General features: G+C 69.8%; 14 protein-coding genes. 9 read left to right on the forward strand and 5 right to left on the reverse strand.

All coding sequences use genetic code 11. The features are described 5' to 3' along the window. The first annotated feature begins 73 nt into the window (after positions 1 to 73). The 3 genes from sthA (at position 74) to JKJ07_RS41905 (ending at position 3,375) form a co-directional block, all read left to right on the forward strand. Positions 74 to 1,477 carry a Si-specific NAD(P)(+) transhydrogenase gene (gene sthA, locus JKJ07_RS41895; RefSeq protein ID WP_202997593.1) on the forward strand — a complete coding sequence of 468 codons (1,404 nt, stop codon included), beginning with the start codon at positions 74 to 76 and terminating at the stop codon, positions 1,475 to 1,477. A 253-nt stretch (positions 1,478 to 1,730) separates the two neighbouring features. Then, entirely contained in the window at positions 1,731 to 2,360 is a 630-nt protein-coding gene (locus JKJ07_RS41900; protein WP_236030829.1) for a CGNR zinc finger domain-containing protein, read from the forward strand. Between the two features lie 103 nt (positions 2,361 to 2,463). Beyond that, positions 2,464 to 3,375, forward strand: a complete 912-nt coding sequence (locus tag JKJ07_RS41905) for a zf-HC2 domain-containing protein (protein ID WP_202997594.1) — start codon at positions 2,464 to 2,466, stop codon at positions 3,373 to 3,375. 88 nt (positions 3,376 to 3,463) lie between these two features. Here JKJ07_RS41905 and JKJ07_RS41910 read toward each other — a convergent pair whose 3' ends face one another. The 3 genes from JKJ07_RS41910 to JKJ07_RS41920 all read right to left on the reverse strand — a co-directional run bounded on the left by JKJ07_RS41910 (position 3,464) and on the right by JKJ07_RS41920 (position 4,657). Next, the gene (locus JKJ07_RS41910; protein ID WP_202997595.1) at positions 3,464 to 3,697 is read right to left on the reverse strand and encodes a hypothetical protein; all 234 of its coding nucleotides are present in this window, start codon (positions 3,695 to 3,697) and stop codon (positions 3,464 to 3,466) included. A gap of 62 nt (positions 3,698 to 3,759) precedes the next feature. Continuing rightward, entirely contained in the window at positions 3,760 to 4,188 is a 429-nt protein-coding gene (gene mscL / locus JKJ07_RS41915; RefSeq protein ID WP_202997733.1) for a large conductance mechanosensitive channel protein MscL, read from the reverse strand. A 115-nt stretch (positions 4,189 to 4,303) separates the two neighbouring features. Then, positions 4,304 to 4,657 (reverse strand): STAS domain-containing protein, encoded by a 354-nt coding sequence (locus JKJ07_RS41920; protein ID WP_202997596.1) that lies wholly within the window; start codon positions 4,655 to 4,657, stop codon positions 4,304 to 4,306. Between the two features lie 160 nt (positions 4,658 to 4,817). On the opposite strand from JKJ07_RS41920, the gene JKJ07_RS41925 reads away from it, so the two are divergent. From JKJ07_RS41925 to JKJ07_RS41950, 6 genes are read left to right on the forward strand one after another with little or no spacing between them, the layout of a single operon-like run. After that, the gene (locus JKJ07_RS41925) at positions 4,818 to 5,654 is read left to right on the forward strand and encodes an STAS domain-containing protein (protein ID WP_202997597.1); all 837 of its coding nucleotides are present in this window, start codon (positions 4,818 to 4,820) and stop codon (positions 5,652 to 5,654) included. Position 5,655: 1 nt separating this feature from the next. Then, positions 5,656 to 6,078: an STAS domain-containing protein gene (locus JKJ07_RS41930; protein ID WP_202997598.1), complete on the forward strand. Its 423-nt coding sequence runs from the start codon at positions 5,656 to 5,658 to the stop codon at positions 6,076 to 6,078. Next, on the forward strand, positions 6,075 to 6,479 hold the full coding sequence (locus JKJ07_RS41935) for an anti-sigma regulatory factor (protein ID WP_202997599.1): 405 nt from the start codon (positions 6,075 to 6,077) through the stop codon (positions 6,477 to 6,479). Before JKJ07_RS41930 ends, JKJ07_RS41935 begins: the two co-directional genes overlap by 4 nt. After that, the gene (locus JKJ07_RS41940; protein ID WP_202997734.1) at positions 6,476 to 7,507 is read left to right on the forward strand and encodes an ATP-binding SpoIIE family protein phosphatase; all 1,032 of its coding nucleotides are present in this window, start codon (positions 6,476 to 6,478) and stop codon (positions 7,505 to 7,507) included. Before JKJ07_RS41935 ends, JKJ07_RS41940 begins: the two co-directional genes overlap by 4 nt. A gap of 35 nt (positions 7,508 to 7,542) precedes the next feature. Continuing rightward, complete coding sequence (locus tag JKJ07_RS41945; protein ID WP_202997735.1) at positions 7,543 to 8,880, forward strand: sensor histidine kinase; 1,338 nt, start codon at positions 7,543 to 7,545, stop codon at positions 8,878 to 8,880. Further along, positions 8,877 to 10,409: a SpoIIE family protein phosphatase gene (locus tag JKJ07_RS41950; protein WP_202997600.1), complete on the forward strand. Its 1,533-nt coding sequence runs from the start codon at positions 8,877 to 8,879 to the stop codon at positions 10,407 to 10,409. Before JKJ07_RS41945 ends, JKJ07_RS41950 begins: the two co-directional genes overlap by 4 nt. Positions 10,410 to 10,418: 9 nt before the next feature. On the opposite strand, the gene JKJ07_RS41955 is transcribed toward JKJ07_RS41950, so the two are convergent. Together JKJ07_RS41955 and JKJ07_RS41960 are read right to left on the reverse strand one after the other, a co-directional pair. Continuing rightward, complete coding sequence (locus tag JKJ07_RS41955; RefSeq protein WP_202997601.1) at positions 10,419 to 11,525, reverse strand: FlgD immunoglobulin-like domain containing protein; 1,107 nt, start codon at positions 11,523 to 11,525, stop codon at positions 10,419 to 10,421. A gap of 229 nt (positions 11,526 to 11,754) precedes the next feature. Then, positions 11,755 to 13,833 carry a S9 family peptidase gene (locus tag JKJ07_RS41960; RefSeq protein ID WP_202997602.1) on the reverse strand — a complete coding sequence of 693 codons (2,079 nt, stop codon included), beginning with the start codon at positions 13,831 to 13,833 and terminating at the stop codon, positions 11,755 to 11,757. Between the last annotated feature and the right edge of the window lie 20 nt (positions 13,834 to 13,853).

Genomic DNA, 13,853 nt, shown 5'->3' on the forward strand with positions numbered 1-13,853 from the left:
GGAGGTAAATAGACCATGAAAAAAGAATCGGACTCGGTGGACCGATCGGCCCGGCACTGCGACGCTAAGCATTGTGTATGACTACGACCTGTTGGTGCTGGGCTCCGGGCCCAGCGGTCAGAAGGCCGCCATCGCTGCCTCGAAACTCGGACGCCGGGTCGGCATCGTCGACCGGCGGGACATGATCGGCGGCGTGTGCATCAACACGGGCACCGTGCCGTCCAAGACGCTGCGTGAGGCCGTTCTCTATCTCACCGGCCTGAGCCAGCGTGACCTGTACGGCAGCAGTTATCGGGTCAAGGAAGAGATCACCGTGAGTGACCTCGCCGCCCGCACCCAGCACGTGATCAGCCGCCAGACCGACGTCATCCGCAACCAGCTGGCCCGCAACAAGGTCACCATGCTGACCGGGACGGGCCGCTTCGCCGACGCCAACTCGATCTGGATCGACGGCGGCACCGGCCGGGACACCAAGGTCAGCGCCGAAAAGATCATCATTGCGGCCGGTACGAGGCCCGCGCGGCCCGACAGCGTCGACTTCGACGACCGGACGATCGTCGACTCCGACGGCGTGATCAACCTGCAGTCCGTGCCGCGCAGCATGGTCGTGGTCGGCGCCGGGGTCATCGGCATGGAGTACGCGTCGATGTTCGCCGCGCTCGGCACCAAGGTGACCGTGGTCGAGCGGCGCGATCAGATGCTCGACTTCTGCGACGACGAGATCATCGAGTCGCTCAAATACCACCTGCGCGACCTCAGCGTGACGTTCCGTTTCGGCGAGGAAGTGGCCGCGGTCGAGCGGCACCAGACGGCCGCGCTGTGCATTCTCAAGAGCGGTAAGAAGATCGTGGCCGACACGGTCATGTATTCGGCCGGCCGCCAGGGTCAGACCGACGACCTGGCCCTCGATGCGGCCGGACTGCAGGCCGACCGGCGCGGCCGCATCGAGGTCGATTCCAATTACCGTACGGCGGTCGACAACATCTACGCCGTGGGCGACGTGATCGGCTTCCCGGCGCTGGCGTCGACGTCGATGGAGCAGGGACGCCTCGCCGCGCACCACGCCTGTGGCGAGCCGGCCCGCGAGATGCACCAGCTGCAGCCGATCGGCATCTACACGATTCCCGAGATCAGCTTCGTCGGAAAGACCGAGGACGAGCTGACCGAGGCGGCGACGCCGTTCGAGGTCGGCATCGCGCGGTATCGCGAGCTGGCCCGCGGGCAGATCGTCGGTGACTCGTACGGGATGTTGAAGCTGTTGGTCGCTCCCGACACGGGCAAGCTGCTCGGGGTGCACGTCTTCGGGACGGGCGCGACCGAGATCGTCCACATCGGGCAGGCCGTGATGGGCTGCGGCGGCACGGTCGACTATCTGGTCGACACGGTCTTCAACTATCCGACGCTGTCGGAGGCGTACAAGGTGGCGGCCCTGGATGCCGCCAACAAGATCCGCAACATCACGCGGATCGACGGGTAACTCGCTCGGGCGTGGGGTCATTCGCTCCCGCGCCCGATTTTTCTGACTTATCGGAATCGCGCGAATCATCGTCTCTGCCAACCCTGAGACGATGATTACTGAGAAATTTTCGTTACTTACTCCCAAGTGACCGTCCGCAGTGTGGCGAATCGGCACAAGTGGAGCACCCCACAACGATGAAAATCTGATCTCTTAAGGGGAACCAAAGCCGAGGTAGGAGCGGTCGCGAAAAAGAATCAAGTACGCTTCGGCTATGTCATGGATGGCCAGCGCGCGGCACGGCGTGCGGGAGGCGCCCGCCGGTTTGGCGCTCCTTCAAGAGCTGCTCAACACGCGCGCACCCATGTCATACGGCACCGACCTGCTGGTCACGGCCGACGACGCCCAGCCGTGGCTGACCGAGGCGCTCGCCACGTGGTCGCGGGTCTCCGGCCTGCCCGGCCCGACCCTGCTGATCTCGTCGGCCGACCTGCGCTCGCTGCGCCGCCTCCGCACCACCTTTGAAAACGTGCTGCTCGCGGTGGGCCCCGAGGGCGCCCTCCCGCCGGCCGACGTGCCGGTGAGCCTGGTGCCCGACACCGACGGCTGGGTGCGCATCGTGCCCACCGGCCGCGGCACCCGCTGGCTGGCCTCGGCCCTGTGGGCGGAGGCGCTGCTGGCCCAACAGGCGGGTCTTTGGCCGCGGCTCAAGCTCTGCAACAACTTCGAGTGCCGGGCCGCCTTCTTCGACACGTCCCGCAACAACAGCGGCGTCTGGCACGACGTCAGCACCTGCGGCAATACGGCCAACTTGCGAGCCTTCCGCGAGCGGCGCCGCTTGATGGGCGGGAGCGGTGCGCTGCCCCCACGCCCTACGGTGCAGGGACCGCCGAGCCTCATCTGACCTACGGGGCCGATCGGTTTGCCGGGGGCGGCCGATCGGACGGGTCGCAGATGTGAGCCGCTCGGGTGGGAACTCTGGGGGCCGGCCGGGCGACTATTGACACATGGCTTGTGAGCGGTGGCGCGAGATGCTTTCGGCGCAGCTGGACGGCGAGGACGATCCGGCTGAGCGGGCTGCGGTCGACGCGCATCTGGCGGGATGTGCCGGATGTCAGGAATGGCTGGATCGTGCGGCGTCGGTCAACCGGCTGACCAGCACGAGCATGGCCACGCCGCCCGATCTCACGGCCTCGATCCTGGCCGCGCTGCCGGGGTGGGCCGGTGACCCGGCCGAGGCGGGGCCGACCGGCGACGCCGGGCTCGCGGCAGCGAGTGTGACAGCCGTTGACGGCAGTGCCGGGGAGCGCCCGAGCGGCGGAACTGGGAAGCGTACGGGGCTGGGGCGGTGGCGGCGCTGGAGCGGGCGGCTCCGGGAGTTCCCGATCGCCGGGGCGCTGCTGGTGGCGCTCGCGGCCGTGGGGGCGGTGCAGCTCATCCTCGGGCTCGACCAGATCGGCGGGGGCGTGGTGGGGGCCCACGTGCACACGGGGCCCGATGCCAACCCGGGGCACCTCTGGCACGAGTCGGCGGCCTGGAACGTCGCCGTCGGGACCGGTTATCTATTCATCGCGTTGCGGCGCACCCGGCCGTCGGGGCTCGTGCCGATGTTGACGGCCTTTGTCGGGATGCTTCTGCTGCTCTCGGTCAACGATCTCACCGCGGCCCGGGTGGATGCCGCCCGGCTGATCAGCCACGGGTTCGTGATTCTGGGCTATCTGCTGATCGTCGCGCTCTCGCGGATTCCGGGGGGCTTTGCCAGCACGCCGCCCGGTGCGCGGTCCGGCGGGGGCACGTGGCGGGCCAGCTTCGCCGGCAGCGATGACGAGGAGCCGGTGGCCGAGACGTATCGGCCGGGGCTGCGGCTGGTGCCCCGCGGGCCGATGACGGCCGAGCACGACGAGACCCGGGCCGCCTGACCGGGGGCGACGCACGGCGATTGCTGCTCAGCGAACCGCGACCGGGCGGCATTGCGAGGGCTGCCCGACGAAGTGGGGGGCGGGAGAGTCAGCGGGCCGGGGGGCGTACGGAGAGCTCTCGCCAGTCGCCGGGAGCCGCGAGCAGCACGCGGACTGTGTCCAGGGCGGCCTCTTCGCTGTCGTACTCGAAGAAGTGTGAGACGCCCTCGGCCCCGCCCGCGCGCTGCTCCACGTACCACTGGTTGCCGTTGACCCGCAAGTAGACGTCCTTGCGGGCCGTGCGGCCCCACTTGCCGTTCCACCAGTGCTTACGTTGCTCCATCCGGGCAGCGTATCGAACATCTGTTCGAGTCTCGCGGACCGGGGATGATCTTTTCTAGAAAATCACTGCTGGTGACGGCCCGGGTTGTCGCCGTAACCGCGGGTCTGCGAGGACTGGGCGACCAGCGCGTCGCGAATCTGGGTCAGCAGCACGATGTCTTCGGCGGGGGCGGCCGGCGGCGGCTCCTCACCGCGGCGGCGACGCTCGGCCAGGATGTTGAGCGGCAGCACGACGAAGAAGTAGAGCACCGCGGCGGTGATCAGGAACGTGATCAGCGAGTTGAGGAACGTGGCGTAGTCGAACGGGACCTTGTTGATCGAGAAGGTGCCCGCGCCGACGCCGGAGCCGCCGCCCATGAGCTGGATCAGCGGCTTGATGAAGCCGTTCGTGAAGCCCGTCACGACTCCGGTGAAGGCGGCACCGATCACGACGCCGACCGCGAGGTCGACGACGTTGCCCCGCATGATGAAGTCTTTGAAGCCCTGGAAGATCTTGTTCACGAAGCTCTCCTGCGCGCGCCCGAAATGATCGTTACGGCCGCAGGTGCCCACGACCGGTCGGCGACAAACTACGCCGATCGGGACGACCCTGGAAGGGCTGTGTGGCTCAGTCGAGCGCGGGCTCCTGGGCGCTGACCGCCTCGTCGACCGTGGGGTAGGTGCGCAGCACCTCGACCAGACCGCTGACCTCGAGGATGCGCAGCACGCCCCGCTGCGGGGCGGCCAGGCGGACCGTGCCGCCGGCATCGTCGGTGCTGTTCTTGGCCCGGACGAAGACCGACAGCCCGGTGGAGTCGCAGAACGACACCTCGGCCAGGTCGAAGACCAGACGGGTGCGCCCCTTCTCCAGCAGGTCGCTGATCTGGTCCTGAAGCTGGGGCGCGGTGGCCATGTCGAGCTCGCCCGCCACCGACACGACGACCATGTCGGCGCGTTGTTCCGTTTGTACCGTCAGAGACATTCAGGACCTCCAGTTATGAGCTGAACGGTACTCCAAGACCCCTGCCGCCCGCAGAACGGGGAACCCCTCGCGGAGTTATTTGGCTGACAGCAACAATCAGACTTCACGATGGTAAAGTCCCGCCCGTTGCAGGCAGGACTCAGGTTTCAGGGAGGCAGCGGTGACGCTGAGCGCGGATGAGGCGGCCCGCTTCGCCGCTCTGCTCGAGGAGAATCAAGAGGCACTGGTCGCGGCCTGGACCGACCGGGTGACCACCTCGTTGCGGGGCCGGCTGAGCCACGCGGAGCTGCAGCGGCAGACCTCCGAGATGCGGCGCGCCTTCCAGCAGGCGCTGGCCGGCGCCGCCCAAGATCTCACCACGGAGGCCGCGGGCGAACTGCGGGCCCAGTTGGCCGATCTCTCCGCGACCCGGGCCCGGCAGGGTTTCACCGCCACCGAGACCGCGGTCAGCGTGTTCGCCCTCAAGGAGGCCGTGCTGAACGTCCTCGACGGGAGCGACGCCACGACCCTGCGGGACTACGTGGCCTTCTCCTCATTCGTGGACGAGGCCGCGCTGTTCACGTTCGACAGCTACGTCCGCGTACGGGAGGAATTGATCGCCGATCAGGCCGAGCAGCTGCTCGAACTGTCGACCCCGGTGGTCAAGCTGTGGGAGGGCGTCGTCGCCGTCCCGCTCGTCGGCACGCTCGACTCGGCCCGGGCCCAGGTGGTCATGGAGCGGCTGCTGCAAACGCTCGTCGACACCGGCTCGCCGTACGCGATCATCGACATCACCGGCGTGCCGGCCGTCGACACCCAGGTCGCGCAGCATGTTCTGAAGACCGTGGTGGCCGCGCGGCTGATGGGCGCCGACTGCATCATCTCCGGCATCCGCCCGCAGATCGCGCAGACGATCGTCGCCCTCGGCATCGAGTTCGGCGACATCGCGACCAAGGCCTCGCTGGCCGACGCGCTGCGCTACGTGCTGGCCCAGACGGGTAAGAAGAAGGGCCGCTGACGTGGAAAGGGTTCCGATCCTCAAGATCGGTGACATCCTCCTCGTCTCGATCCAGATCGACATGGAGGACCAGGTCGCCCTGCAGCTGCAGGAGGATCTGGCCGACCGGATCGTGGCGACCGGCTGCCACGGCGTGATCATCGACATCAGCGCGCTCGACATCGTCGACTCGTTCGTCGGCCGGACGCTGGCCACGATCGCCGCGATCTCGAAGGTGCTCGACGCCGACACGGTCGTGGTCGGCATGCGCCCGGCCGTGGCGATCACGCTGGTCGAGCTGGGCCTCTCGCTGCCCGGCATCCGGACCGCCCTCAACGTCGAGCTCGGCATGGACCTGCTGGCCCGCGAGCGCGGCGAGGACGACGACGAACCGGACGACGAGGACGAGGACGAGCCCGGCGCTTCCGCGGTTGCCACGTCGTGAGCGACCAGGCCGAGCGGATCGAAGTCGGCTCCGACCAGGACGTCGTCCGGGTCCGGCAGCTCATCCGCGCCCGGGCCGTCGCGGTCAAGCTGTCCCTGGTCGACCAGACCAAGCTGGTCACCGCGGCCAGCGAGCTGGCCCGCAACACGCTGGTCTACGGCGGGGGCGGCTCGGTCGAGGTGACGTCGGTCGACAACGGCCGGCGCAAAGGCATCCGGATTGTTTTCGCCGACCAGGGGCCGGGCATTGCCGACCTCGACCTGGCCTTCACCGACGGGTACACCAGCGGTGGCGGCCTGGGCCTGGGCTTGAGCGGCGCGCGGCGACTCGTCGACGAGTTCGACATCGAGACCGCGGTCGGCGAGGGTACGACCATTACCGTGACCAAGTGGTGCCGATGAGCGGAGGCGCGGTGGCGTCGCTACCCGAGGGGCTTCTCGACGGGGGAGTCTGGTTCCGGGTCGAGGCCGCCCCGACCGCCTCCTCCGTACGGCGGTCGGCCGAGCGCCTGGCCGTCGAGCTCGGCCTGCCCGAGCGCCGCGTCGCCGACCTCTCGATCGTGGCCGCCGAGGCCGCCGGCAACCTGGCCAAGCACGCCGACCAGGGCGTCCTGCTGTTGCGTGCGGTGCGCGCGAGCGGTCAGGCCGGGGTCGAGATCGTCGCGCTGGACAGCGGACCGGGCATGGCCGACCTGGCCCATTCCTTCGGTGACGGGCACTCCACGGCGGGCACGCTCGGGATCGGCCTGGGCGCGATCACGCGGCAGGCCACGTGGTGCGACATACACTCCGTCGCGGGCCGGGGAACCGTGCTCACCGCCCAGATCTGGCCTGCCGACGCGCCCGCGCCCGTCTGGGCCGCCGGACTGACCCGTCCGCTCACCGGAGAACCGGTCAGCGGCGACGCGTACGCCATTCGCGACGCCGACGGTCGTCGCCAGGTGATGATGTGTGACGGGCTGGGCCACGGCGGCCTGGCCGCGGCGGCCGCGCACGAGGCGGTCCGCGTGTTCACCGACGCCCCGGCCGCCCCGCCCGCCGCCGTGCTCGAGCTGCTGCACCGCAAGCTCAGCCACACCCGGGGCGCCGCCCTCGCCGTGGCCGAGCTCGACCCCGACGCGGGCCTGGTCCGCTACGCCGGCCTGGGCAACATCTCCGGCACCGTGATCTCGCCGCTCGGGCCGCGGCGGGGCATGGTCTCGCTGCCCGGGATCGCCGGTCACCAGCGCCGCCAGATCCGCGAGTACGACTATCCGATCACGCCCGACGCGATCGTGCTCATGCACTCCGACGGCGTCGTCGACCGCTGGAACCCGACCGACTACCCCGGCCTGCTCACCCACTCGCCGCTGGTGATCGCGGCGACGGTGCTGCGCGACGCGGGGGTGCGCCGCGACGACGCGGGTGTGCTCGTGGCCCGGTTGCCGTGACCGGCCCGGTGGACGGCCCCCAGCCGCTGCTGCGGATGCGGCTGCGCGTCGAGCAGGACGTCTTCCTGGTGCGTCAGCTGGCCCGCGAGGTGGCCCGTGAGGTCGGCTTCGAGCAGCAGGACCAGACCCGCCTCGCCACCGCCCTGAGCGAGGTGAGCCGGGTGGTGCTGGCCGGGGGCGCCGATACGGATGTGACGTTCGTGATCCGGCCCGACGGGGTAACCCCCACCTTGCGGGTGTCGGTCGAGCGGCCGGGCCCCGGCGCGGCGGCGCTGAACCAAGAGCTGAGACATGTCGGCCGCCTGGTGGACAAGATGGAGGTCGGGGACGGTGAGACCGGTACGGTCGTCTGGATGGCTCGACGTCTGCCGGTGAGTGCGCCGCGGCTGAACCCGGAACGGCTGGAGGAGATCCGCGCCGGGTTGGCCCGTCATGTCCCCGGAAGCCCTTTGGACGAGCTGAACGTGCAGAATCAGCAGCTGATCGCCGCCCTCGACGAGGTGCGCGCGCAACGAGACGAGCTGGCCGCGCAACGCGACGAGCTGGCCCGGCTCAACGAGGAGCTCGAGGAGACCAACCGGGGCGTCATGGCCCTCTACCACCAGCTCTCCGACGAGCTGGAGGAGACGAACCGCGGCGTCGTGGCGCTCTACGCCGAGCTCGATGAGAAATCCGAGCAGCTCGCCGCGGCCAGCGAGGCCAAGAGCCGGTTCCTGGCCAACGTCAGCCACGAGCTGCGGGCCCCGGTCACCGCGGTCATCGGGCTGAGCCGGCTGCTCGGCGACGACTCGTCCGACCCGCTGACCATCGAGCAGCGGCGCCAGGTCGACCTGATCCGCAGCTCCGCGAGTGATCTGCTCACCCTGGTCAACGATCTGCTCGACCTGGCCAAGGCCGAGGCCGGCCGAATCGAGCCACAGTGGGCGCAGGTCGACCTCAAGGCCATGTTCGGCCAGCTCAGGGGCACCCTGCGGCCGCTCGCGACCCGCCCCGAGGTGGAATTCGTGGTCGACGAGCCGGGCGTGGCCGCCTTCCGGTCGGACGAGGTGCTGCTGGCCCGGGTGCTGCGCAACCTGCTGACCAACGCGCTCAAGTTCACCGCCGAGGGCGAGGTGCGGCTGGCCGTGCGCCCGGTCGGTGACGACGTCGAGTTCACCGTCTCCGACACCGGCACAGGCATCGCCGTGGAGTTGCACGAGCGGGTCTTCGAGGAGTTCTATCAGGTGCCCGGGAGCAAGTCGCTCAGCGGCAAGGGCACGGGCCTCGGCCTGCCGTACGCTCGCCGGCTGGCCGGCATCCTGGGCGGCGCGCTGCGGGTCGACTCCACTCCGGGCGAGGGGAGCACCTTCACTCTCAGGCTGCCGTCGTCATGAGAAAAGAGACCGTCCTCGTCGTCGACGACAGCGCGACCAAGCGCTATCTGCTGGTCAGCTGGCTCACCCGCGCCGGTTTCACGGTGCGTCAGGCCGAGACGGGCGGCGAGGCCCTGACCATGCTGCCGGGCTCCGACGTCGAGCTGGTGGTGCTCGACGTCAAGCTGCCCGACATGAGCGGCTTCGACGTCTGCGAAAAAATCAAGACCGATCCCGCGTACGGGTCCCTGCCCGTCATCCACGTGTCGGCGCACGCCGTCGACGTCGTCGACCGCACCCAGGGCCTGAACCGCGGCGCCGACGCGTATCTCGTCGAGCCGATCGAGCCCGACGAGCTGATCGCCACCGCCCACGCCGTCCTGCGCTATTACTCAGCCCGACGGCGTGCCGAGTCGCTCGCCGCCCGGATGGTCCGGCTGGCCGAGGCCACGCTGGCCATCAACACCGCGGACACCCTGCCCGCCCTGCTCGAGGCGGCCGCGGCCGGGGCCAACGAGATCTTCGGCGGTCCGGTCGTCGTGCTGGCCGAGGGCGCGGACGGCGAGGGCCTCGCCGCGGCGGGCTCACCCCCGGTCGTACGGGCGTGGGCTTTGCCTGACGACACGGTCGCCGTCGGGTCGCTGGTGCGCACCGACGACGCGGCCCAATGGGACGGGATCGCCTGGCCGGCCGGGGAATCGGTGGCCGTGGCCGCGGCCCGGCTGCGCAACGACCGCCCCCCGATCTATGTGGTGGTGACCGAGAGCAGCCAAAATCCGGGCTTTCCGGTGCTGCGGCAGCTCTCCCAGACGGTGGCCGCGGCGGTCGAGGCGCAGCGCTCCTACGACGAGGAGCACCGGATCGCGGTCACCCTGCAACGCAGCCTGCTGCAGTCGCGCCTGCCCGACGTGCCAGGCGTCGAGCTGGCCATGCGCTACGAGCCGGCCGCCGCGCAGACCGAGGTCGGCGGCGACTTCTACGAGCTCACGATGGTCGACGGCCGGCTGCTGGTGGCCATCGGCGACGTGGCCGGCCACTCGCTGCACGCGGCCACGGTGATGGCCGAGGTGCGCCACGCCGTACGCGCGTACGCCGTCGAGGGGCATCCGCCGGGAACCGTGCTGACGCTCGTCAACAACTTCATGCGTACGGTCCTGCCGGCCGACTCGGCGACGATCTGCCTGATGACGCTCGAACCCGCGACGGGCCGGGTGCGGATGGCCAGCGCCGGCCACCTGCCCCCGCTGCTGCACACGGCTGACGGCGTACGGTTCCTGGAGCCGCACGGGCCGCTGCTCGGCATCAACGCGACCCGCCTCGACGCCGACCTCGAGTTCGTGCTGCCGCCGGACGGCACCCTCGTGCTCTACACCGACGGCCTGGTCGAGCGGCGCGACGCGGACATCGACGTCGGCCTGGAGGCGCTGGCCAACGCGTCCGGCACGGTCGAGCCGAGCCTGGACGCGTTCTGCCGGCGCCTGATGGTGCAGCTCGGCGGCGCCGGGCAACAGGCCGATGACATCGCCGTGGTCGCTCTGCGCCGCCGATAGGGATCAGGGTCAGTAGATCCCGGCGTACTGCTGGTAGCCCGAGCCGATCTGCGCCCGGTCGCCGAAGGTGCCCTGCCCGGTGCCGAGGCGGCGGAACAGGTTGCCGGCGGTGTCGCGCAGGATCAGGTCGTTCTTGCCGTCCTCGTTGAGGTCACCGGCGCCGACCACGGAGTTGTAGCCGAGCCAGCCGGTGCCGACGACCTTGAGCCCGGCCTGGAACGTGCCGTTGCCGTCGCCGTAGAGGGCGTACATGGTGCTGCCGGCGAGAACCGTGGACACGCCGTCGGCCGAGGCCGCCAGCGACCAGCGATACCGGCCCCGGGGAGCCCGGTCGCCGTTGAAGACGCCGTCCCATGTGGTGGAGCTGACCCGGGCCGCGCTGCCGATGGCCCGTACGGTCTGGCCGGTGCGCACCTGGGTGATGGTCAGCGTGGTGTTGTTGATCGGGCGGGTGAGCTCCACTTTGACCGTGAAGGTGCCGTTCTGCGGGTAGTCGACCAGGGCCGGCGCCGTGTTCGACACCGCTACCGGCGCCGAGGGCGCGACTCCCGGGTCGACGATGTGCACCGCGTTCCCGGCGTCGACCCAGGCCACGTCGCCGCCGAACTTGTCGACGGCCCAGGTGATGTTGCGGTCGTCGGCCAGGTCGCCGCGGGGGAAATTGGCCAGCGTGACGGCCTCGCCCAGCGTGCCGCCGGTGACGTCGTAGCGGAGCAGGGTGCCGTTCGCGTCATGCCGTACGACGTAGTTGTCGCCGAGCAGGTATTGACCCGCGGGCAGCGCGATCGTCTTCCGGGTGGCGATCTCGACGACGCCGGCCGGGCCCTGCGATCCGCAGCTCCAGAGCAGGTGCTTGCCGGTGGCCTGCACCTCGGTCGGCGTGCAGGTCGAGCCGGTGGCCAGGGCGGGGCCCGACACGGTCTCGGTCGGGATGTGGAACGGCTGCAGGGAGGCGCCCTCCTGGACGCGCCAGAGCGTGTCGAACCAGACCGCGCCGGTGGTCGGCGGGTCCTGGAAGCCGATGTTGCCCACCGTGGTGAACACGATCGCCGCCCCGGGATACTGCAGAATCCGGTAGCGGGGTGCGGCGTCGATGACCTTGGCCGTGGCCGGCACCTCGAGGACGCGCTGGTCCGGATCGGTCGACCGGAGCAGCGTCCGGGAGCCGTCCCGGCCGAGGTAGGCCAGCGGCTTCGGCCGTTGCGGTGACCGAAGCGCTGAGGACCAGACCGGAGATTACTGCCGTGACGGCACGGCGAAGATTTCGATGCATCGATAGCCCCCGTGGTGATCAGCCGGATCGTAGACATTCACTGATGTCTTTTCAACGGCTGCTCACGGGGTGCTAAGCGAGCTTCAGCACGTCCAGCATCCAGGCCAGAACGAACGCCTCTTCGCGCCAGGCGTCGTACCGGCCGCTGGGACCGGAGTGACCGGCGCCCATCTCGGTCTTGAGCAGATAGTCGCCGCCGGGGGCGACCGCGCGCAGCCGGGCGACCCACTTGGCGGGCTCGTGGTAGAGCACGCGGGTGTCGTTCAGGCCGGCCATCACGAGCAGCCGCGGATAGCTCACCTTGGCCACATTCTCGTACGGGCTGTAGCCCTTCATGTAGGCGTAGATCTCGGCCGACTCGAGCGGGTTGCCCCACTCCTCCCACTCCGTCACCGTGAGCGGCAGCGACGGGTCGAGGATGGAGGTCAGCGGGTCGACGAACGGCACCTCGGCCACGATGCCGGCGAACGCCTCCGGGGCCAGGTTGGCGATCGCGCCCATCAGCAGGCCACCGGCCGAGGCGCCCCGGGCGACCAGCAGCTCCGGCGTCGTCCAGCCCTCGCGGCTCAGCGACTGGGCGCACGCCACGAAGTCGGTGAACGTGTTGCGCTTGGTCAGCGTCTTGCCCTGCTCGTACCACTGGCGGCCCATCTCGCCGCCGCCGCGGATGTGGGCGATCGCGTAGACCACGCCGCGGTCGAGCAGCGACAGGCGGGCGATCGAGAAATACGGGTCGATGCTGGCCTCGTACGACCCGTAGCCGTAGAGCAGCGTGGGGGCCGGGCCCCGCTCGCGAACGCCCTTGCGCGCGACGATCGAGATCGGCACCTTTGTGCCGTCGGGGGCGATGGCCCACTCGCGGAACTGCTCGTAGTCGTCGGGGTTGTAGCCGCCCAGCACCGGCTTCTGCTTGCGCAGCACCATCGAGCGGGTGGTCAGGTCGACGTCGAAGACCGAGCCGGGCGTGACCATCGAGGTGTAGCCGATGCGGACGGTCGCCGTGTCGTACTCGGGGTTTTCGCTCAGGCCCACCGCGTACAGCGGCTCGGGGAACTCCATCTCGTACGAGTCGGTGCTGCCGTCGGTGATGACGCGCAACCCGGTCAGGCCGGCCCGGCGCTGCGAGATCACGATGTGCCGGGCGAACGCGTCGACCGACTCGAGGCGGGTGCCGGGCTCGTGCGGGATCATCTCGACCCAGTCGGCGGGGGCGTCGGCCGACGTCCAGGCCAGCGCGAAGTCCTCCGCGTCGCGGTTGTGCAGGATGAGGAAGCGGTGACCGTGGTGCTCGATCGAATACTCCACGCCCTGCACGCGCGGGGCGATCACGAGCGGCTCGGACTCGGGCGCGTCGGCCGGCAGGACGCGCACCTCTGAGGTGATCTTGCTGCCGGACTCGATGACGATGAACTTCTCGCTGCGGGTGAGGCCGACGCCGACCCAGAAGCGCTCGTCCGCCTCCTCGTAGACGATCACGTCCTCGCTCGCGGGGCGGCCGACGGTGTGGCGCCAGACCCGGTGCGGCCGCCAGGCGTCGTCGACGGTGATGTAGAACAGCACGCTGCCATCGGCGGACCAGGCCGACCCGTACGACGTGTCGGGCACCTCGTCGGGGTAGAGCTCGCCCGTACGCAGGTCTTTGATGCGCAGCGTGAAGCGCTCGTCGCCGGTGTAATCCGTCGAGTAGGCCAGCAGGTTGCCGTCGACGCTCACCTCGTAGGCCCCGAGGGCGAAGAACTCGCTGTCGCCGGCGAGCTCGTTGCCGTCGAGCAGCACCTGCTCGCCGGGCTGGTCGGTGGTGGAGGGCGGATCGGTCTGGCCCGGCTGCACGGGGATCCGGCACTGGATGCCGTACTGCTGGCCCTCGACCGAGCGCGTGTAATACCAGTAGTCGCCCTTGCGCGACGGCACGCTGAGGTCGGTCTCGAGGGTGCGGCCCTTGATCTCGTCGAAGATCGTGCCGCGCAGGCCGGACAGGTGGGCGGTCGCCCTCTCGGTCCAGGCATTCTCCGCCTCGAGATAGGCGGTCGTGCGCGGATCCTTCTTGTCGGCCAGCCATGCGTATTCGTCGGTCACGGTGTCGCCGTGGAAGGTGCGCTCGCTGGGCACCTGGGCGGCCGAGGGCGGGCTGTCCGGAGTCTGGATCGTCACCCGCCCTAGGTTACCGGTCC

Source organism: Paractinoplanes lichenicola (assembly GCF_016785085.1).
GTDB lineage: Bacteria > Actinomycetota > Actinomycetes > Mycobacteriales > Micromonosporaceae > Actinoplanes > Actinoplanes lichenicola.

Bases quoted from the DNA above. Each gene is read 5' to 3' on its own strand.
- JKJ07_RS41900 (WP_236030829.1), top strand. From the start codon at position 1,731: ATGTCATGGATGGCCAGCGCGCGGCACGGCGTGCGGGAGGCGCCCGCC.
- JKJ07_RS41920 (WP_202997596.1), bottom strand. From the start codon at position 4,657: ATGTCTCTGACGGTACAAACGGAACAACGCGCCGACATGGTCGTCGTG.
- JKJ07_RS41945 (WP_202997735.1), top strand. From the start codon at position 7,543: ATGCGGCTGCGCGTCGAGCAGGACGTCTTCCTGGTGCGTCAGCTGGCC.
- JKJ07_RS41905 (WP_202997594.1), top strand. From the start codon at position 2,464: ATGGCTTGTGAGCGGTGGCGCGAGATGCTTTCGGCGCAGCTGGACGGC.
- JKJ07_RS41950 (WP_202997600.1), top strand. From the start codon at position 8,877: ATGAGAAAAGAGACCGTCCTCGTCGTCGACGACAGCGCGACCAAGCGC.
- JKJ07_RS41910 (WP_202997595.1), bottom strand. From the start codon at position 3,697: ATGGAGCAACGTAAGCACTGGTGGAACGGCAAGTGGGGCCGCACGGCC.
- JKJ07_RS41940 (WP_202997734.1), top strand. From the start codon at position 6,476: ATGAGCGGAGGCGCGGTGGCGTCGCTACCCGAGGGGCTTCTCGACGGG.